Origin of the sequence: Thomasclavelia sp. (assembly GCF_047249845.1) — a bacterium.
Classification (GTDB): domain Bacteria; phylum Bacillota_I; class Bacilli_A; order Erysipelotrichales; family Coprobacillaceae; genus Thomasclavelia.
On the sequence record NZ_JBKTWO010000024.1, the window covers coordinates 1 to 21244 of the forward strand.

The 21244-nt window shown below is 28.8% G+C and carries 19 protein-coding genes; 6 read left to right on the forward strand and 13 right to left on the reverse strand.

Features of this window, described 5'->3' with window-relative positions; genetic code table 11:
- Positions 1–221 precede the first annotated feature (221 nt).
- From ACLR9T_RS07655 to ACLR9T_RS07695, 9 genes are all read right to left on the reverse strand, one after another.
- The gene (locus ACLR9T_RS07655) at positions 222–917 is read right to left on the reverse strand and encodes a DUF421 domain-containing protein (RefSeq protein ID WP_413108951.1); all 696 of its coding nucleotides are present in this window, start codon (positions 915–917) and stop codon (positions 222–224) included.
- A gap of 52 nt (positions 918–969) precedes the next feature.
- The gene (locus tag ACLR9T_RS07660) at positions 970–1479 is read right to left on the reverse strand and encodes a flavin reductase family protein (RefSeq protein ID WP_413108952.1); all 510 of its coding nucleotides are present in this window, start codon (positions 1477–1479) and stop codon (positions 970–972) included.
- A 1-nt stretch (position 1480) separates the two neighbouring features.
- Positions 1481–2896: a 4-alpha-glucanotransferase gene (gene malQ / locus ACLR9T_RS07665; protein WP_413108953.1), complete on the reverse strand. Its 1416-nt coding sequence runs from the start codon at positions 2894–2896 to the stop codon at positions 1481–1483.
- Between the two features lies 1 nt (position 2897).
- Complete coding sequence (locus ACLR9T_RS07670) at positions 2898–3557, reverse strand: lactate utilization protein (RefSeq protein WP_413108954.1); 660 nt, start codon at positions 3555–3557, stop codon at positions 2898–2900.
- 31 nt (positions 3558–3588) lie between these two features.
- A complete protein-coding gene (gene feoB, locus ACLR9T_RS07675) occupies positions 3589–5601 on the reverse strand; it encodes a ferrous iron transport protein B (RefSeq protein WP_413108955.1) in 2013 nt (670 codons plus the stop codon).
- A complete protein-coding gene (locus tag ACLR9T_RS07680) occupies positions 5591–5827 on the reverse strand; it encodes a FeoA family protein (RefSeq protein WP_413108956.1) in 237 nt (78 codons plus the stop codon). The genes feoB and ACLR9T_RS07680 overlap by 11 nt, the downstream gene beginning before the upstream one ends.
- Positions 5828–5837: 10 nt before the next feature.
- The gene (locus tag ACLR9T_RS07685; protein ID WP_413108957.1) at positions 5838–6638 is read right to left on the reverse strand and encodes an MBL fold metallo-hydrolase; all 801 of its coding nucleotides are present in this window, start codon (positions 6636–6638) and stop codon (positions 5838–5840) included.
- A 96-nt stretch (positions 6639–6734) separates the two neighbouring features.
- Entirely contained in the window at positions 6735–9161 is a 2427-nt protein-coding gene (locus ACLR9T_RS07690; protein ID WP_413108958.1) for a heavy metal translocating P-type ATPase, read from the reverse strand.
- 11 nt (positions 9162–9172) lie between these two features.
- Positions 9173–9505: an ArsR/SmtB family transcription factor gene (locus ACLR9T_RS07695; protein ID WP_279159814.1), complete on the reverse strand. Its 333-nt coding sequence runs from the start codon at positions 9503–9505 to the stop codon at positions 9173–9175.
- 112 nt (positions 9506–9617) lie between these two features.
- Between ACLR9T_RS07695 and ACLR9T_RS07700 the strand changes: the two genes are divergently transcribed.
- Both ACLR9T_RS07700 and ACLR9T_RS07705 read left to right on the forward strand, forming a co-directional pair.
- Positions 9618–10145: a cysteine hydrolase family protein gene (locus ACLR9T_RS07700; RefSeq protein ID WP_413108959.1), complete on the forward strand. Its 528-nt coding sequence runs from the start codon at positions 9618–9620 to the stop codon at positions 10143–10145.
- A gap of 169 nt (positions 10146–10314) precedes the next feature.
- A complete protein-coding gene (locus tag ACLR9T_RS07705; RefSeq protein ID WP_413108960.1) occupies positions 10315–11379 on the forward strand; it encodes a branched-chain amino acid aminotransferase in 1065 nt (354 codons plus the stop codon).
- 159 nt (positions 11380–11538) lie between these two features.
- On the opposite strand, the gene ACLR9T_RS07710 is transcribed toward ACLR9T_RS07705, so the two are convergent.
- Positions 11539–12879 (reverse strand): citrate synthase, encoded by a 1341-nt coding sequence (locus ACLR9T_RS07710; protein WP_413108961.1) that lies wholly within the window; start codon positions 12877–12879, stop codon positions 11539–11541.
- 173 nt (positions 12880–13052) lie between these two features.
- Between ACLR9T_RS07710 and ACLR9T_RS07715 the strand changes: the two genes are divergently transcribed.
- Both ACLR9T_RS07715 and ACLR9T_RS07720 read left to right on the forward strand, forming a co-directional pair.
- Positions 13053–15404 carry an HAD-IC family P-type ATPase gene (locus ACLR9T_RS07715; protein WP_413108962.1) on the forward strand — a complete coding sequence of 784 codons (2352 nt, stop codon included), beginning with the start codon at positions 13053–13055 and terminating at the stop codon, positions 15402–15404.
- A gap of 95 nt (positions 15405–15499) precedes the next feature.
- Positions 15500–16822: an amidohydrolase gene (locus ACLR9T_RS07720; RefSeq protein ID WP_413108963.1), complete on the forward strand. Its 1323-nt coding sequence runs from the start codon at positions 15500–15502 to the stop codon at positions 16820–16822.
- A 25-nt stretch (positions 16823–16847) separates the two neighbouring features.
- Here ACLR9T_RS07720 and ACLR9T_RS07725 read toward each other — a convergent pair whose 3' ends face one another.
- Complete coding sequence (locus tag ACLR9T_RS07725; RefSeq protein WP_413108964.1) at positions 16848–17393, reverse strand: hypothetical protein; 546 nt, start codon at positions 17391–17393, stop codon at positions 16848–16850.
- A gap of 99 nt (positions 17394–17492) precedes the next feature.
- Here ACLR9T_RS07725 and ACLR9T_RS07730 point away from each other — a divergent pair, with 99 nt between their 5' ends.
- Positions 17493–17942 carry a GAF domain-containing protein gene (locus tag ACLR9T_RS07730; RefSeq protein WP_413108965.1) on the forward strand — a complete coding sequence of 150 codons (450 nt, stop codon included), beginning with the start codon at positions 17493–17495 and terminating at the stop codon, positions 17940–17942.
- 68 nt (positions 17943–18010) lie between these two features.
- On the opposite strand, the gene ACLR9T_RS07735 is transcribed toward ACLR9T_RS07730, so the two are convergent.
- Positions 18011–18415, reverse strand: a complete 405-nt coding sequence (locus tag ACLR9T_RS07735; RefSeq protein WP_413108966.1) for a hypothetical protein — start codon at positions 18413–18415, stop codon at positions 18011–18013.
- A 48-nt stretch (positions 18416–18463) separates the two neighbouring features.
- Entirely contained in the window at positions 18464–19675 is a 1212-nt protein-coding gene (locus ACLR9T_RS07740; protein ID WP_413108967.1) for a DUF2974 domain-containing protein, read from the reverse strand.
- 78 nt (positions 19676–19753) lie between these two features.
- Here ACLR9T_RS07740 and ACLR9T_RS07745 point away from each other — a divergent pair, with 78 nt between their 5' ends.
- On the forward strand, positions 19754–21175 hold the full coding sequence (locus ACLR9T_RS07745) for a polysaccharide deacetylase family protein (RefSeq protein ID WP_413108968.1): 1422 nt from the start codon (positions 19754–19756) through the stop codon (positions 21173–21175).
- Positions 21176–21244 lie beyond the last annotated feature (69 nt).

The following is a 21244-nucleotide window of genomic DNA, read 5'->3' on the forward strand; positions in this document are numbered from 1 at the left end:
TATATAATAAGGGATATAGTGGTTTGACGCAATTCTAATTGGAATATTTCATATATTTAAGAATAAATTTATACATATCTTTTTATTTTTGCAACAGCTATCTTAGCCAATTTTAAGTTTAGTACAACAAAAAGCTCCATTTTATGGAGCTTCCATGAGTATATGTTTGTGTATATAAACTGTATTTTATTTACTATGCTATTTCATATAAATAAAAAATTTTAATCAAAAACTTTTTCTACCTCATTAACTGAATACACTGCTAGATTACTATTATCTTCTTGAAACATTAAAATAACATCAGAAAGTGGTATTCCTCGAACATTCAATTCCCTTTCTAACCATTTTTCGTCTTGACCAATCATATTTAAATTATCATGAAAAATAATTCCCTGTTTAACTAAAATGGTAGGTAATTTGACTTTATTAATTGTAATATTTAAATCATTTACTACTGCAGGACGATATTTTTCTTTAGGAAAAAAACTAAAACTTCCATTTGTTTCTAATACAACTGTCTGTAATTCATTTAAATTAAAATAACCCGCTATTCGACACTGCATTAAAAACTCATCTAAATCTAATTTAGCTTTTTCTAATTCTTCATTATAAATTTGATTATTTTCATATAAAACAACAGCTTGACCATCAATCATTTTTCTTAGCTTTAAAGAAGAACTAGCTGCTTTAGATAGAAGAATAATCACTATTGCATAAACCACCATAGCAATTAAAGGCTGTAAAATATTATCAAAGCCCCCCATTACCAATTCACTTGCAATACTACCAATTGTAATTCCGTTTATATAATCATACATATTTAATTGGCTAACTTGTCGATATCCCATCATTTTTGTAATAATAAATAACACGATCAAAGAAATGACTGGAATAATAATATATTCTAATATTTGCATAATCTCACCTTTAATAGTATGGTCGTTATAAATAAAAATAAACGAAAAAGAATTATTCTTTTTCGTTTATATATGCATTTTCAATTTCACCAATATATACATAATGATAATCATGATTAGGGTAATTTTTAGCATCAAGACTTTTATCAATGAAACCATCAGGATTAATTTTTCCTTGATATAGTTTTTTACAAATAAATGTCATTTTTCCCTGTTTAAATGTTGGTTGTTCATCAAGCATTTCAATATCAAAATCAACTTCTTTGATTTTATCACAATCACGTCCTGATTTAGAACCTAAAATACCTAATTCTTTTTTATATCCTTCAAAGAAAGTTAAACTAAAATAATCACTATTATCTACAAACTCTTTTGTATATCGTTGAGGACGAATGTATACAGTAACAACATTTTTATTCCAAATGACACCAATTCCACCCCATGATGCAGTCATCGTATTTGTAACACCATCTCTTAATGCGCTAATCAATAACCAGTCTTTTCCAATTGTTTTAAATGGATTTAAAACAATTTCATTAATATCAATTTTTTTATAGCTCATCTTAATCCCCTTTTCTTAATTTACCAAATAATTCAATTCCTTTTTTAGCCATTTTTAAATCAGATACTCGGTAAGTCCAATTAGTATCATTAACTTCTCCTGGCACATTAAAACGTTGATCATTATTTACTTCTAACAAATCCCAAATTGGAATAATTACATCACTAGCATTTGAATTTAGACAATAATGTAATATCGCAAGATTTAAAGGTAATGGACTTTTAACTAATTCAACAAGTCTATCATAAGTTTGCTGATCTAAATTATCAACCCAGCCTTTAATAGTTTCATTATCATGCGTACCAGGATAAAAATAATTATTGTTTAGTTGTTCAAAACCTTCATCAAGCATAAATTGAAATACTTTCATTCCCTTTAAATGATAATGATTTTTTAATTCAATCACTTCCGCTCTTAAATAACCTAAGTCTTCAGCAACTAATTCAATATCCCCTAACTTTTCATAAAGACAGTCAAATAATTCATAACCTGGAGCATATTTCCAAATACCATCAATTGCGCTGGTTGAAGTTGCTGGAATATCCCAGTAAGAATCAAAAGCTCTAAAGTGATCAATTCTTGTAATATCAAATATTTTACTAGCCCAGCCAATCCGACTGACCCAAAATTTGAAATCATTATTTCGCAAATGATTCCAATCATAAATAGGATTGCCCCAATATTGTCCTGTAGCACTAAAATAATCTGGAGGAACCCCTGCCACATCTGTTGGATGACCTAAATCATCTAGTAAAAAAGATGCATTATCAAGCCAAACCTCTACAGAACCATGGTCTACATAGAATGGCATATCGCCTATAATTTTGATACCTAACTCATTTGCATATTTTTTAAAAGTGAACCATTGTAAATAAAAAATATATTGTACAAATTGATAATATCCTATTTCTTCGTCATATTCGCTTAAATTTATTTGCTGAAGTTTAGGAAAATATTTGAATTCGTTTGGCCACGATGACCAATCATATGAATTATTAATAGTAGCAAACGTACAATATACTGCATAATCAAGTACCCAGGGACATTTTTTTAAGAAGTAATGATATTCATCGTTACCTCTAAATTTTTTATATGCTCTTAATAGATATTTATGCTTAAACTCTCGAATTTTATCATAGTAAACAACTGAACTTTCAGAATAATATTCTGGTACATCTTCCAATAAACCCATTTCCATTAATTTTTCTAAATCTATATATATCTCATCACCAGCATAAGTACTTACACTACGATATGGTGAATTTGCTTGAGTTGATAGATGAAATGGTAAAATTTGTAAATACTGAGCTCCATTTTTAGCTAAAGTTTCAACAATTGAATAAGCATCTTTTCCTAAATCACCAATTCCATATTTAGATGGAAAACTAGATAAAGGAAATAAAACTCCCGCCTTCACTTTAATATCCCAAATCCTGGTTAACGATGACGATCTTAATTCTATCTACGTTACCTTGATAACCTAACTTAACATAACTACTACATATTCGATCTGAGGATAGACACTCTATGCATTCTCCTGTTTTAGTACATGGAGTTTTTTTATTTAAGCGAACAGCATTAGCAGGAGCACTAACTGTTTTTATATGATTAATTGCTTCTGTTTCTGTTTCAAATATTTTATTTTTTCCAGCAATCACAATTACTTCTTTGGGTCCATAGATCATAGCTGCAACTCTATTTCCATTACCATCGACATTATATAAACATCCATCCATTGTTAGAGCGTTAGTACTAGTAATGAATAAATCACTTGTAAATGCCTTTCTAAAAATCTCTTGCATTTGCTCTCTAGTTAAATCTTCTTGATAGCGATCGTGTAAAATCACATCAGATTGTTTAATTAGATCAATCACTCCTGTTTCAAACAATGTCATTGATCCCCCTAAAGCAACGGTTCTTTGATTACATAAGTATTTATTTAAATAATTATGTAATTGTTCAAAATTATCTACAAAAGTAATTTGCATATTATTTTGATTAAAAGCTTTGATCATTTTATCTTCTTTAATCGTTATAATTTTCTTTAAATTTTTGTCCATAATTGTAAGTCCTTTCATAAACATATACACTTATTATATTATTTGTTTGCTAAGAAATCAATAAAGCTAAACGATAAACCATAAATGCGACAACATAAGCGATTCCAGTTTGATACATAGCTGTTAAAATTGCTTGTATCCAGGAACCTAATTCTCGCTTGGTTGCAGCAAAAGCAGCAACACATGGCATATATAAAACTGTAAATGTTAAAAAGGCAAAAGCACTAGCTGGTGTAAGCAATGAGTTTAAAGCATGATATAACGCAGCAGGAGTACTTGAATTAGTTAAAACTGATAGAGTGGATACAACTGATTCTTTAGCTGTGATTCCTGTGATTAGTGATGTGGATAGACGCCAATCAGTAAAACCTAAGGGTTCAAATATAAAAGCAAGTTTATTACCAATAAAAGCTAGAATGCTTTTAGAACTATCATTAACCATTTCAAATCTAAAGTTAAAACTTTGTAAAAACCAAATTAATAAAGATGCAATAAAAATAATTGTAAATGCCTTTTTTAAAAAATCTTTTGCTTTTTCCCACATATGCATAATAACATTTTTAGCCGTAGGAATACGATAACTAGGTAATTCCATAACAAAAGGAATTGGATCACCTGGAAAAATTGTTGATTTTAATAATAATGCTGAAAAGATTGCAACTAAAATACCAATACAATAAATAGTAATCATAACCAAAGGGGCTTTAGTACTAAAGAATGCCGCAATAATCATGCCATAGATTGGTAATTTTGCACTACAAGACATAAACGGTGTTACAACTATTGTCATTTTACGATCTCGTTGTGAAGATAATGTTCTTGATGCCATGATTGCAGGCACTGAACAGCCAAAGCCAATCAACATTGGAACAAAAGATTTTCCTGATAATCCAATTTTTCTTAATAATTTATCCATTACAAAAGCAACTCGAGCCATATATCCACTATCTTCAAGCATTGATAAAAAGAAAAACAGTACTACAATTAAAGGTAAAAAAGATAATACACTACCAACTCCTGCAATGATTCCGTCTTGTAGTAATGAAATTAACCAAGGTGCAACCTGATGATTAGTAAGAAATTCAATTATCGTTTCACCAATAAAACTCACTCCCATCTCCATTAAGGATTGTAAGGGAGCACCAATCACATTAAAAGTTAAAAAGAAAATTAATAGCATCACTATAATAAATATTGGAATTCCAAAATATTTATGAGTTAAAAAAGCATCTATTTTTTCCGATCTTACCTGTCCGGTTGTTTCTTGTTCCTTAAACACAGTTCTACTAGTAATATCTTCTATAATTTGATATCGCATCTCAACTAAAGCAGCATCTTTATCAAGACCTTCTTTTTCTTCCATATCCTTAATAATATGTCCAATAATGTGTAGCTGTCGATTATCTAATTTTAATTGTTTAATTATTTCAGGATCACCTTCAATTACTTTAGTAACTGCGAAACGTTTAGGCAAAGCTGCTTTTATAGCATTTTCTTCAATTAAATGATTAATTGAATGAATAGCTTTATGAATTTCACCAGTACATAAATCCAAATGTGAGCAATTTTTTTCTTTTAAAATTGCTTCAATCGCCTCAATCAATTCTTCAATTCCCTCATTTTTACTAGCTGAAATAGGAATTACTCGGATTCCTAAAGCATCCTGCAAACCCTCGACATCAATACAATTACCACTATTAATAACTTCATCCATCATATTTAAAGCTAAAACCATTGGAATATTTAATTCTAATAACTGCATTGTTAAATATAGATTTCTTTCAATACTTGTCGCATCAATAATATTGATAATCATTGATGGTTTTTCTTTAATTAAAAAATCAGTTGAGACAATTTCTTCCATTGTATAAGGTGTTAATGAATAAATACCTGGAAGATCAACCAATTTAATTGTTGGATGTTTCTTTATTGTGCCTGATTTTTGTTCTACTGTTACACCAGGAAAGTTACCAACATGCTGGTTTGATCCAGTTAATGCGTTAAATAATGTAGTTTTTCCACAATTTTGATTTCCAATCAAAGCAATTGTTTTAGTTATCATTATTTATCACCTCAATTTCTATCATTGCTGCATCATCTTTTCTAATTGTTAAAACATAGCTACGTAAATATAATTCTATTGGATCTCCCATTGGAGCAACTTTACGAACCTTTACAATCGTTCGTGGTGTTAATCCCATTTCTAATAAACGTCTCCGTAACAATCCTTCACCATGAACTACAGTAATTTTTCCACTCATTCCAGGTACTAATTTATCTAATGTCATACTACTCCTCCTATAGCTCATATTCATCTAAATCATTAGGTACATATATATTGCCATTAAAATATTGTTTGGCTTCTTCAGTATACAATTGTTTACGCTTCTTTAAATTTTGTTCTTCGGTATGATATAAAACCAGATTTTTTATTTTTAAATATTTTGCTAATTCACTAGCTTCTTTAACAGTAGAATGATGTTTTTCATATGGTTTGAAAATATTACGTTCTCTATATAAACAAAAAGCCTCACATAATAACCAGTTTGAATTTGATACATATCGATAACATAACTCATTAAATGGTTCATCACCTAAACATGTTAATTTTCCATTATTTAATTCCAACGTAAAACCAAATTGTTTAGTTTTAGTTGAGTGAATATCAAAGAAAGTCACAAGATGTTCACAAATTGTGACTTTTTCTCCATCTTTAACTTCTTTAATAAAAATTCTCTGATTTAGTAAGTCGTAATACTTTTTTTGAACAGTTAGTTTTACAATTGTTTTAATTGTAGAAACTAACTCATCATGACAATATATGTTGAAATTACCATCATATTCCTCATTTATAATCTTTGTTGCAATCATTCTAAATATCCAAATCACACCTAAAACATGATCCGTATGCCCATGAGTTACAATCATATGTTTAATTTGATTAAGTTTGATTTTAGCTAAATCTAATTGTTTTAAAATGCCGTTTCCTCCGCCTGCATCTACAAGTAGATAATCATCTTTAAACTTTAAAGCAAAACAGGTATTATAACAGTTTTTTACACTTGCATTTCCAGTTCCTAATACAATTAATCTTTCCATAAATACCCTCCGCGCTAAATTATACACTAAATTTTAAATTGTTTAAAGTCTCTAACATTATTCAAACTAAATCAGGACTGATTATTCAGTCCTGATTTATCTTAAGATACGCATTGAATTTAAGATGGCAATCAAAGTTACACCAACATCTGCAAATACTCCCATCCACATATTTGCATAACCAAACATCGTTAATAAAAGAACTCCAATTTTAATAATTAATGTGAAAGTCACATTTTGTTTTAATACTTTATTTGTTTTTTTAGAAATTGAAATAGCTTCACCTATTGTAACAATATCATCATTCATTAAAACGATATCAGCTGCTTCAATTGCAGCATCACTACCAACACCCCCCATAGCAATTCCTAAATCCGCTCTTGCAAGTACAGGAGCATCATTTATTCCATCTCCAACAAATGATAATCTAGCACCTTGATTAATTAAAGTTTCAACTTGTATTACTTTATCTTGTGGTAATAACTCACTATATACAGTATCAATTCCAATTTTCTTTGCTATATCTTCAGCAACCTCTTTACGATCTCCAGTTAACATAACAGTATTTTGAATTCCTGCTTTTTTAAGACGTTTTATTCCTTCAATAGTTGTATCTTTGATTTTATCAGCAACAACTATGTTACCTAAATATTTTCCTTGACAAACTATATGAATGATCGTTCCTACTGTTGAGGGATTTTTAACTTGTATTCCTAAGCTTTCAATATAAGATTTATTTCCTAAATTATACAAGTTATCATCTATTTTCACTTCAATTCCTTTACCTGCTACTTCTTTAAAATCACTAATTCGTTTTTGATCAATAACTTGATCATATTTTTTCACAATACTTTTAGCAATAGGATGGTTTGACATGCTTTCTCCATAAGCACCTAACATTAATAAATCATCTGAACCATTTATTTCAACAACTTCAAAACTACCTTCAGTAAGTGTTCCTGTTTTATCAAAAACAACAGTATCAATATCTTTTAGTAATTCAAGATAATTACCACCTTTAACTAAAGCACCTATCTTACTTGCTTTACCTAAACCAGCATACAAACCTAATGGTATTGAAATTACTAACGCACAAGGACAAGATACAACTAAAAATGTTAATGCTCGATATAACCATTCAGAAAAGATAGCATCTTTAAAAATAAACATTGGAACGATTGCAAGAGCAGCAGCTAAAAATACTACTGTTGGGGTATAGATTCTAGCAAAACGGGTAATAAATTGCTCAATTGGAGCTTTTTTACTAGCAGCATTTTCAACTAAATCCAAGATTTTTGATACAGTTGAATCTTCATAAACCTGAGTTACTTGGACATTTATAATTCCTGTTAAATTAACAACACCAGCTAATACTTGATCCCCCTTTTCAACATTTCTTGGTAATGTTTCACCAGTTAGACTAGAAGTATCTAAAGTACTTTCACCACTTAATACCTTTCCATCTAGAGGAATCTTTTCCCCTACTTTAATGACTATTTCATCTCCAACTTTAATTTTTTCTGGAGCAATTTTTTTTATATCATCACCAACTACAAGATTAGCGTAATCACTTTTTAAATCCATTAATGAACTAATTGATGTCCTTGTTTTATTTACAGCATAAGCTTGGAAAATCTCACCGACTGAATAAAACAACATTACCGCTATAGCTTCTTTATAATCACTGATACAAAAAGCGCCAATAGTAGCGATACACATGAGAAAATTTTCATCAAAAATCTCCCCTCGTTTTATATTTTTTAAAGCTTTTAAGATTACTTTGTATCCTACTAACAGATATGCGATTCCATAAATTAAAATATCTAATTTAAAATCACCAATAATAATACCAATAATATAAATTAATGTTCCAATAATTAATCCAAGATGATCCTTAGGAGTAAATAATTTTGGTTTTTCTATTATTTTAATTTCATCTTTTAGTGATAATGTAATACCCTCTTCAATTTGATCAACTACTTTTTGGATTAGTTTTAATAATTTATTTTGATCAATTGAAGTTTTAGGTTTAACTTTCAAAGTCTCTGTTGAAAAAATAATCTGTGCTTCATCAATTTCATTCATTTTATTAATTGCTTGTTCAACTTTTATAGCACAATTAGCACAATCAAGACCATTGATATGAATATTAAGAGCATCATTTAAATCATGATGTAAAATTGGTTCTACATCATGATCGTGTCCACATTCACAATTTTCATGGTCGTGATGGTGTTCATGGTTATATTTGCAACTACATTTACTATGATCGTGATGATGATCCTCATCTAGATTTTCAAATTTATTTGATAAATTAATCACTTCAACATCTGGTTCAACACTTTTAACTGTTGCAATAATCTGTGCTTCATCAAATGAATCATCTTTTGTTTCGATAAACATCTTTGTCGTTGCAAAAACAACGCTGCATTTTTTAACCCCTTCTAAACTAGCTACTCGTTCTTGAACTTTTTGAGCGCAATTAGCACAATCAAGTCCTTTTAAATTATATTTAAGTTTCATAGTGACCTCCCTTATTCAATCACATGCTTATAACCTGCATCAAAAATTTGTTTAACATGTTCGTCATCAAGTGAATAGTACATTAATTTTCCATCACGTCTAAATTTAACTAAATTGGCTTGTTTTAAAATCCTTAACTGATGAGAAATTGCTGATTGAGTCATTTCTAAACATGCAGCTAAATCATATACACACATTTCTGATTCAAACAAAGCGCAAATAATTCTAATTCTAGTTGAATCTCCAAACACCTTAAATAATTCTGCAACATCATATAAAATTTCTTCTTCTGGAAGTGCTGCAGCAACTTTATTAACAATAGCTTCATTTACTACTTTATCCATTTTACGTCTCCTTTCGTATGAATATTTATTCATATGACAATATGATTATATAACCATATATTTACATTGTCAACCAATAATGATAAAATAATTCAAAGAATGGAGGATTAACATGAAAAGATTACTAGTAGTGATTGATTATCAAAATGATTTTGTTAGTGGAAGTTTAGGATTTAATGATGCAGTAATATTAGAAGATTATCTAGTAGAACTAATTGAAAAATATCATATAAATAAAGATGATGTGATTTTTACTTATGATTCTCATCAAAATAACTATTTAGATACTCAAGAAGGTAAAAATTTGCCTATTATTCATTGTATAGAAAATAGCAAAGGTTGGCAGTTATATGGAAAAATAAATGATTTAGCTAAAAATGATAAAAAAATTCTGAAAAATACTTTTGGTTCTTTAGAATTAGGTAATTATTTAAAAGATAAAGATTATGATGAAATAACTTTAGTTGGTGTAGTTTCAAATATTTGTGTAATTTCTAATGCTGTTATTATCAAAGCCGCCTTACCTGAAGCAACAATAATTATTGATTATAAAGGTATTGCTAGTAATGATTCTTTACTTCATGAAAAAGCAATTGATTTAATGGCTAATTTACATATGAAAATTATTAATAAAAAATAGTTTATAATGAAATAAACTATCTTTTGATTGAATAATTTACCATTATCCATAATTATTATTATATTTTCATAGAAATCCTATAATATCTCTATTGTTTAGATAAATTCCATCTTGTAACAAGACTTAAATAAGAGTATACTTATAAATAAACTAAGGGGGTATTTTAATAATGGAAATTAAAATTGAAAGAGCTCAAACACTAAAAGAAAAACCGAGTCAAGATAATTTGGGGTTTGGTAGTTATTTTACTGATCATATGTTTATGATGGATTATACCGAAGGTAAGGGCTGGCACGATGCAAGGATCGTTCCATATGCACCAATTCCTATGGATCCAGCTACAATGGTATTACATTATGCACAAGAAACGTTTGAAGGGTTAAAGGCATATCGAGATCCTAACGGGGACATTACACTATTTAGACCCGAAATGAATGCACGAAGAATGATCAATTCAAACAAACGTATATGTATGGCAGAATTACCAGAAGATATGTTTGTTGAAGCAGTTGAAGCAATTGTTAAATATGAACAAGATTGGATTCCTACTGCTAAAGATACATCATTATATATTCGACCATTTATGTTTGCAAGTGAAGCTGGGGTTGGAGTTCATCCTGCTAAATCATATACATTTATCATTATTTTATCGCCTGTAGGAAGCTATTATCCTGAAGGAGTAAATCCAGTTAAAATATGGGTTGAGGATGAATATGTTAGAGCTGTTAAAGGTGGGACAGGATTCACTAAATGTGGTGGAAATTATGCTGCTAGTATTGCTGCTCAAGTAAAAGCAGAATCTCATGGTTATACACAAGTATTATGGTTAGATGGTGTTCATCGTAAATATGTAGAAGAAGTTGGAACAATGAACGTAATGTTTGTAATTGATGGAAAAGTTATTACTGCTCCGCTTGAAGGCTCTGTATTACCAGGGGTTACTCGAGATTCAATTATTCATATACTTAAAGATTGGGGTTATGAAGTTGAAGAAAGAGAGCTTAGTATTGATGAATTGATGGAAGCTGGTAAAAACGGTAAACTCACAGAAGCTTTTGGAACTGGAACTGCAGCGGTTATTTCACCAGTTGGGCAACTATATTATAAAGGTGAAGAAATCATTATTAATAAATTTAAAACAGGTGATCTAACTCAAAAACTTTATGACACTTTAACTGGAATACAATGGGGTCGTATCGAAGACAAGTATGGATGGGTTCGTCATCTTAAATAATTATATTAATATAATCTAATAAAAATAAAAAAAGCAAGTACCATTGTGTATCTTGCTTTTTTATTCACGAGTAGTTATAAAAAGATATCTTTTCTAATAATATCAGTATCTATTCAATAATGTACTCTTTCAACCTATATTAGATAAATAAAAATAAGCTTATTTTCGTTTATCTATCGGAATATAATCATATGTCTGTCCAACATACTTAGCTGCTGGACGAATGATTCTACCAGAATATAATTTATTTTCAATATTGTGTGCTAACCAGCCAACTGCACGCCCTACTACAAACATCAGTGTATATAACTCTTTTGGAATACACAACATATCATAAATTAACCCACTATAAAAATCAACATTAGCACAGACATTAATTCCTTTACGTTTTTCGATTTCCTTAATTGCTAATTGTTCAAAACGATAGTAAAAATCAAATTCTGCTTCACGCCCCTTTTCAATAGCTAAATCTTTACATTGTTGTTTTAATATAACACAACGAGGATCACTAAGTGTGTAAACAGCATGACCGATACCATAAATCAAACCACTATTATCATTAAATTGTTTAGCTAAGATCTTATCAATAACTTCTTTAATTTGTTCATCACTAGCACTTAAACCAATTTCATCAATAACTAATTGCATCTGCTTCATAACAGCTAAATTAGCACCACCATGTTTAGGACCCTTCAATGAACCAATTGCTCCAGCAAAACTAGAATAAATATCTGTTCCTGTTGAACTAATTACAACATTAGTAAAGGTTGAGTTATTTCCCCCACCATGATCAGCATGTAATACTAAACACATATCTAAAACCTCAGCTTCTTTAGGTGTGAAATGTTTATGGTCACGTAACAAGTATAAAATATTTTCAGCAATTGATAAATCAGGTCTGATTTGATGTATATACAAACTTTCTTTATCAAAATAATGTACTTTAGTACGATATGCATAACAGACAATTGATGGTATTTTTGCAATTAAGTTTAATCCTTTGTACATAGTTGCTGAGGCACTGATATTATCAGGATCACTATCATATGAATAAAGCATCAATACCTCTTGTTGTAATTTATTCATTAGATTTTTAGAAGGAAACCCTAGAATTTTTGATTCAAGATAGTGTGCTGGAAGCTCATAGCGACTAGATAGCTCATTTTTAAAGTTTTCTAATTCTTCTGAATTAGGTAAATATCCAAATAAAATCAGAAAACAAGTCTCCTCAAATAAGAAACGCTGATTGGGTTCTCTTTTATTAATTATATCAGAAACATTGATTCCACGATAATATAGTTCACCATCACAATCAACCTTTTCCCCGTTTATTTTTTTATAACCAACTACATCAGCTATTTTAGTAAGTCCAACTAAAACACCAGTACCATCTTCATTTCTTAATCCTTTTTTTACATCATATTTTGAATATAATTCATTTTCTATTTTATTGTTACTTTCTTTTGCTTTTTCAATAAAACCATCAATAAATTCACTCATATAAACACCCCCTAAAATTTAATTATTTCTATTATAGCATCAATCAATCAAATTGTATACAATTTATATTGAAGATTGTATACAAAAAATCTTAATCTTTCTTAAGTAAAATTCATATTGATTTATTGTTTAATTAGTATAATTAAGTTAAAATGAGTTACAGAGGCGATATTATGAAAATAAATAATCAAAATTATACTGGTTTAAATAGTAATCAAGTCAAACAAAGAATAAATGAAGGCAAATTAAATATAATCGATAATAAGATTACTAAATCATATAAGCAGATATTTTTAAATAATACAATTACTTTTTTTAATATATTAAATACTGCTTTATTATGCCTTGTTATCTTTGTCGGTTCTTACAAAAATACTTTATTTATATTAGTAATTATTATAAATACTATTGCAGGTATTTATCAAGAAATAAAGGCTAAACGAACGTTAGATCGTTTAGCAATTATTACAACATCTAAAGTTGATGTCATCCGTGACGATATACTTCAAGAAATTTCAATTGATGAAATAGTATTGGATGATTATCTTGTTTTAAATACAGGGTGTCAGATCCCTGCTGACAGTACATTAATTGAGGGGTATATGGAAGTAAATGAGTCTTTATTGACGGGGGAATCTGATCCTGTTTTAAAGCAAAATGGTGATTGTTTATTTTCAGGGAGTTTTATTACTTCAGGAAAAGGAATTTGTAAAGTTGTTCATGTTGGTGATGATAACTATATGAATAAAATTACTAATGAAGCCAAACGATTAAAAAAGCATAATTCTCAATTAAATCAAAGCTTAAATAAGATTTTAAAATATGTAAGCATTATTATTTTACCAATTGGATTACTATTGTTTTTAAAACAATTTATTTATGGTCAACAAAGTTTTAGTGATTCAATAATTAGTACAGTTGCTGCTGTGTTAGGAATGATTCCTGAGGGTTTAGTCTTACTGACTAGTGTTGCATTAACTCTTAGTGTTTTAAGATTAGCAAAGCAAAAAACACTAGTTCAAGAACTATTTTGCATTGAAACATTAGCTCGAGTTGACGTCTTATGTCTTGATAAAACAGGGACTATTACTGAAGGAACGATGAGAGTTGAATTTGATGTAAAGACAAGTAATGTTGATTTGAATGAGATTATTGGTAATTTAATGTACACATTAACTGATATTAATGTTACTGCTCAAGCACTTAGAGAACATTATCCCTGCCAAACAACTTTTAAACCATACTATGTCATCCCATTTAGTTCGGATCGTAAATATAGTGGAACATCTTTTTATGAGTGTGGTACATACTATATTGGTGCATACCAGTTTTTATTTCCTCATGGTAATCAAAATCTTGAAGAGCTTTGTTCTAAATATGCAAGTGATGGATATCGTATTTTAGTATTAGCACATACTGATAAGATAATGGATAATGAAACTTTACCTAATGATTTAGAACCATATGGTATCATAGTATTAAGTGATGTGATTAGACCTGATGCTAAAGAAACAATAAATTATTTTAATTTACAAGGAGTAGATCTAAAAATTATTTCTGGAGATGACCCAATTACAGTTTCTGCTATTGCTAAAAGAGCAGGATTAAAAGAAGGACACAAATATATTGATGCTACTAAACTAACTTCAACAACAGAATTGCAAGAAGCAATGAGTAAGTACTCAGTTTTTGGACGGGTTACTCCTCAACAAAAAAAAGAAATGGTTTTGACACTAAAAGAAATGGGACATACTGTTGCAATGACTGGTGATGGAGTAAATGATGTTTTAGCATTTAAAGAAGCAGATTGTTCAATTGCAATGGCTTCAGGCAGTGATGCCGCAAAAAACGCTGCCAATTTAGTTTTATTAGATAATAATTTTAATGCTATGCCTCATATTGTTGATGAAGGTAGACGAGTTATTAATAATATTACTATGTCAGCATCAATGTTTTTAATTAAAACAATTTTTTCTGCATTAATTTCTATTACAACAATATTTTTTGGTCAAGCTTATCCTTTTGAACCAATTCAATTATCTTTAATTAGTGCATGTGGGGTTGGTATTCCTACTTTCTTTTTAACATATGAAGCTAATTTTGATCAAATAAAAGGAAACTTTTTGAAAAATGTATTAGAAAAATCTTTTCCATCTGGTTTTATCATTGCTTTAGGAGCTACTTTAATAACGAATATTGGATTATCACTAGGATATGAAGCGAACATGTTATCAACTATTTGTATTTTATTTACTGGATGGAATTATACGGTTGCCCTACTAAAGGTTTATAAACCTTTAACTTTATATCGAAAAACAATAATTTATACAACTCAACTAATATATTATATATCAATGATAATTGGTCAATCAATTTTAGAGTTGACTGATGTGACCTTTAATTGGTTAATGGTCTTACTTGCATTAATTGCATTTTCTTCACTTCTTGTTGATTTATCCAGTTATTTATTTAAAAGGTTAGAGAATAAATATATAAAATATCGTACATCTAGAAAGAATAGGTAGACACCTATTCTTTTTTCTATCAAGATATCTTAGTAATTATATTGGCAAATGATTCAAAAACTTGTTAAAATATAATAAAGGAGAAGGAATGAATTATGTATGAAAGAATAAAAATGCTCGCAACAAAATATTTTCCTGAAACCGTTCAAATAAGAAGAGATTTTCATAAATATGCAGAACGTGGCTGGTTAGAAATGCGAACCGCTTCAATAATTGCTAGAAAATTAGAGAATTTAGGATATCAGGTATCTGTAGGAAAAGAGTTAATGCGTGAAGAATTTAGAATGGGGCTTCCTAGTAAACGTATTTTAACAATCAATTATAAACGTGCTTTGTTTCAAGGTGCTGATCCATATTATTTAGAAAAAGTAAAAAATGGTTTTACTGCTGTAGCGGGGATTATAAAAAATGGAGAAGGACCAGTTGTAGCAATTCGTTTTGATATAGATGCTTTAAGTATTACTGAAGATGATTCAATTGATCATAATCCAGGTAAGTTTGGTTTTGTCTCTTGCAATCCTGGAGCAATGCATGCCTGTGGTCATGATGGACATAGTGCTATTGGTTTAACTGTAGCTAAAATTCTAGCTGAAATCAAAGAGCACTTACATGGTACTATTAAACTTATCTTTCAGCCTGCTGAAGAAGGAGTTAGAGGAGCTAAAAGTATTGCTACTAGCGGAATCTTGGATGATGTTGATTATATATTTGCAGGTCATATTTGGCAGCAAGCACCTGATGAAGATTACGATATTTATTTAGGAATGGATGAAACATTCGCTACAACTAAACTAGATGTTATATATCATGGTGTTTCTTCACACGCAGCAGGAATGCCGCAATTTGGTAAAAATGCTCTTCTTTCTGCTGCCTCATGTATTTTAAATTTACATTCAATTCCTCGTAACAGCGATGGTTGTACACGCATTAATGTTGGAACTATTAATGCTGGAACAGGTCGTAATGTTGTTCCGGAAACTGCTAAATTAGAAATTGAGGTTCGTGGTGCTACTACTGAATTAAATAATTATATGGAAGTATATGCTCGCGATATAATTCAAGGTTCTGCTTTAATGCATGATACTATTGTGGAAATTAAACAAATGGGTAAAGCTTATTCGCTTGAATGTGATAAAAAGATGATGGATATAATACATGATGTATGTGATGAACACTTGAAGGATATTAAAGTTGCCCCAAAATATCTTAGTCCTTTAGATGGTAGTGATGATTTTTCTTATATGATGACGACTGTTCAAGCGCATGGAGGTATAGGTACGTATATCAAATTAACTACTGATTTAGTCGCATCACCCCATAATTGTGCTTTTGATTTTGATGAAAAGGTACTTTTAACAGGGACAACTGTTTATAGTTGTATAGCATATTATCTATTAAGAAATAATGAAAAAAAATGAGACGATTAAATTTGTCTCATTTTAATTAGTCATTTTTTTTGTTATCAAAAAAGCTCATAAAATTATCCACCGCATTATCTACGCCATTTTCGAACTTTGATTTAAAATCATCAAAATCTCCTTTAGCCTTATCAATAACATCATCTACTTCATCGTCTTTAGCTCGATATACACGACTAGCATAACCTTTCGCCTGCATTCCTAAATTTCTGATTGAATCATCTTCACTTACATCAGCACTATTTGCAGCCATTTCTAGATAACTACCCTTTTCATATAACTTTTTAGCTACTTCTTTATCTTTTACATTATCAAGATTATTTTTAATATAGTTAGCTGCATCAATAACATCATTACGATTAACTACATAATCATCATTAAATTGATTTTTAACTTTCGCATCAATATCATCAAAATCATCTTCACCATCATCGTTGTTATCATTATTTTCATTTGTTGTGTTATTAGTATTGTTATCCTTGTCATTATCGCCATTAGTACACCCTACCAACGAAAAACTTAAAGTAAATAATAGACTTAAACAAAATAAGTATTTTATTATTTGTTTCATATATATTCTCCTTTTTAAATTTCTATAAATATTTTTAACCAATTTAATTTTTTTAAACCAAATATTAAAAAAATAATATATAATAAGTATGGTGATGATATGAAGGAAAAACAGCTAGATGCTTTACTTGAAAATATTAACTATGAGATTTCTTTATTATCCAATATGAGTGCTTTTATAAAGCAAGAGTTTGAAGATGTATCATGGGCAGGTTTTTATCTTAATCAAGATGAACAGTTAATTCTTGGACCATTTCAAGGATTAGTTGCTTGTACAACAATTCCTTTTAATAAAGGTGTATGCGGTGCTTGTGCCAAAAGTCTAACAACTTTAAGAGTTGCTAATGTTCATGATTTTTCTGGTCATATTGCTTGTGATAGCGCCAGTAATAGTGAAATTGTCTTGCCTATAGTAATAGATGATTCTTTATATGGCGTTTTAGATCTTGATTCTACTAGTTTTGATCGTTTTCAAGAAGAAGATCAAATAATGTTAGAAAAATTAGTTGATATTTTAATTAAACACTTAAAAAGAATAAAAAGTAATTAAACGATACTGTTTCCAGTATCGTTTAATTATAATAAATAAAAAGCGATAAAAATTATCGCTAAATAAGATTAACTTTTTTTATCAAATTTATGATTACACTTAGGACAAGTAATAGTAATTTTTCCTCGTCCTTTAGGAACTCTAACAGTCTGTTTACACTCAGGACATAAAAAGTATTTATGTTCATGGTCTTCACGATTCTTTTTAATTATATTAATTCTTTTTTGGATTGGTTGGATCAATGATAAGTATTTATCATTTTCAGCCTTTCTTTTATAAATATTTCGTGAATATGTTCTAAATAGACTATAAATTAAAATTAGCCAAACAATTGTAGATAAAAATGTATTTCTAATAAAAAATAAGTTTAAGATCATTAATACTATAGCCAAAATCAATAGAAACATATTAAATTGATCTGAACCATAACGTCCCATCATAAATCGATATAATGCATTTTGAAATTTGTTCATAACAACCCTCTTTTCATCTATTTACTATAATATCATAATATTAATAAATTATGAATTGTTATTTTTTTTCTTGTATTCTTTACGACTATTATTATTTTCAACTAATAAAGTCTTAAAAAACTGAATTAAGGCATTTCTTGATTCACTATCCATATTTTTTAATTCTTTAAGTGCAGTAATAAGATGAGTAAATGTTTTTTCTGAAAAATCATTTATCTGTTTAATTTTTGCTGCTTCAATAATATTAAAAATACTATCTACAGCGTTTTTTCTAGTTTCTTTATCAACTTTATTGAGCCATGCTTTAAAAGCAGTATCCATAACTTGACTATCTTGGTTTATCGATTTAATTTCAACAAAACTGGTTCCTTCTATTTGCCAAGTAAAGCCATTATGCTGCATCAATCCCTTAGCATCACTTTTTACAGCGATCATTTCTTCAAGATATTCAAGCATGATTCCAAAAACACACCCCTCTGGAACGAACTTTTTGATTCTTTTTGCAATATTTTGATATTCTGGCATTTTCAATGTTTCTATATTAAAACCAGGACCATCATTATTATAAATTTCAATAATTCTTTTTATAACTTTTTCATCATTATTACAGGCTGCATATACTGCTAAATTTCCACCTTTAGAATGTCCACCTAAACGAATTCCAACACCATTAAAACATTGATTTAAATATTGTTTTATGCTACTAAAAATTGATGTTTTAAAATTACGGTTTTTAATTATATATAATAATGAGCGATTATATTTTTTTTCGGAAATCTGTTTTAAATATTCTTTAGCACGAATTTGTGAAGGAATTGGTAAAGTATATGTCATCATAAAATCTTCTTTCCAGCCTAAAATAGTATCATCAGTTCCTCTAAAAGATACATAGATAGTATTATCAGGTAATTGAAATGTAATAGCAGCAAATTGTTTTATTTCTTGATAATCTAATTCATTAAGATAATCAGATAATAAAATATTTTTATAACGTTTTGATTCTGCCATAACTTTTAATAACTGAATTGCATCTTTTGTAAAAGAAAATTCACTCATTAATTGTTCAACATCATTTAACTTAAAAAAATCCTTTGCTACATCCTCCAGGCGACGATTTCCCTCTTCTAAAAAACCTGGTACTATTTGCTTAAATTCTACATATACTAACTCACTTAAAATCAATCCATCAATATCATTAAAAGGATCTATTTGCATTTCAAGATCACCACGCCATTTTACATAATCTATAATATTAGCCATTTTCAACTTTCTCCCCATTTTTATCTATTCTTGACAATTTAATATTGCCCCCTATAATTGTTGTAGAAGGTGGCATATATGAATATTATAAACAAATCTAAGTATAAAAAACATATTTTAATCATTATATTTTTTTTATTAGTTATTATAGGATATTTTATTTTTTTTAATTCCTCACCTCTAATTGTTTTTAATAATAATTTACAATTAGAGATTAATACCAAATTTGATTATAAAAGTATAATTAAGACTATTAAAGATGGAAAAATAGATGAAATAAAGGTTGATACAAGTAAACTAAGAAATGATAAAGTTGGTAGTTATCCTATTATTTATAAATATAAAGATAATGATTATACAGTTAAAATTGAAGTTATTGATAAAAAGAAACCAACTTTTGATATTAATAATATTGAAATCGATGCTAGTATGACGATAAAACCACAAGCATTAGTAACTAATATTAAAGACGAAACTAAAACAAAAGTTTCTTTTGATAAAAAATATGATTTTTCTAAACAAGGAAAAATAAAAGTGATAGTTAATGTTACTGATGAAAGTAAAAATATTACCAGTAAAGAAGCTGTTGTTACTGTTTTATCTAAAGATAGTAAAAAACCTAAAATCACTGGGTTAAATGATTTATCTGTAACAATAAATGGGAAAATCGATTATAATGCAGGTGTTAATGTAAGTGATAATCATGATCCTCAACCCAAATTAATAATAAATCATAAAAAAGTTGATTTAACTAAAACAGGTGATTATCCTGTTATTTATACGTGTATTGATCGTTCTGGTAATAAAACTGTTAAAAAACGTAAAGTAACAGTTGTTGAAAATAAAGAAATTGGGGTTTATAAACAAACTGAAGATAAAATTATTTATCTAACTTTTGATGATGGACCTTCTTCAAATACTAAAACAATCTTAGATATTTTAGATAAATATAATGCTAAAGCAACTTTTTTTGTGACTGGTGCTAATCCAGTCTATAATCATTTAATTAAAGATGCTTACAATCGTGGTCATACAATAGGTTTACATACATATAGTCATGATTACAAAACCGTTTATTCTTCAATCGATGGTTATTTTAATGATTTGGCCAAAATAGGAACTATTGTTAAAGAACAAATTGGGTTTGTTCCTAAATATATACGATTCCCTGGGGGTGCTTCAAATAGCGTTTCAAAAAAATATTGTGCTGGGATTATGTCATTATTGACCAAAGAAGTAATAAATCAAGGTTATCAATATTATGATTGGAATAGTGGAACTGGTGATGCGGCAAGAAATAATGTTCCTGTAGATCAGTTATTTGCTAGCGCTACTGCTTCTAGTGCTAATAATCAAGTTATTTTGGCTCATGACACTGATGCTAAAGATACTACAGTTGAAGCTTTACCTTCAATAATTGAACATTTTCAAACACTAGGATATGTTTTTAAAGGGATTGATGATAATTCATATGTTCCTCATCATCATGTAAATAATTAAAACTTATTAAGAAATTCTTTAGTTTTTTTATGATGAAATTTTAATATCTAGGATATAATATATATAAAA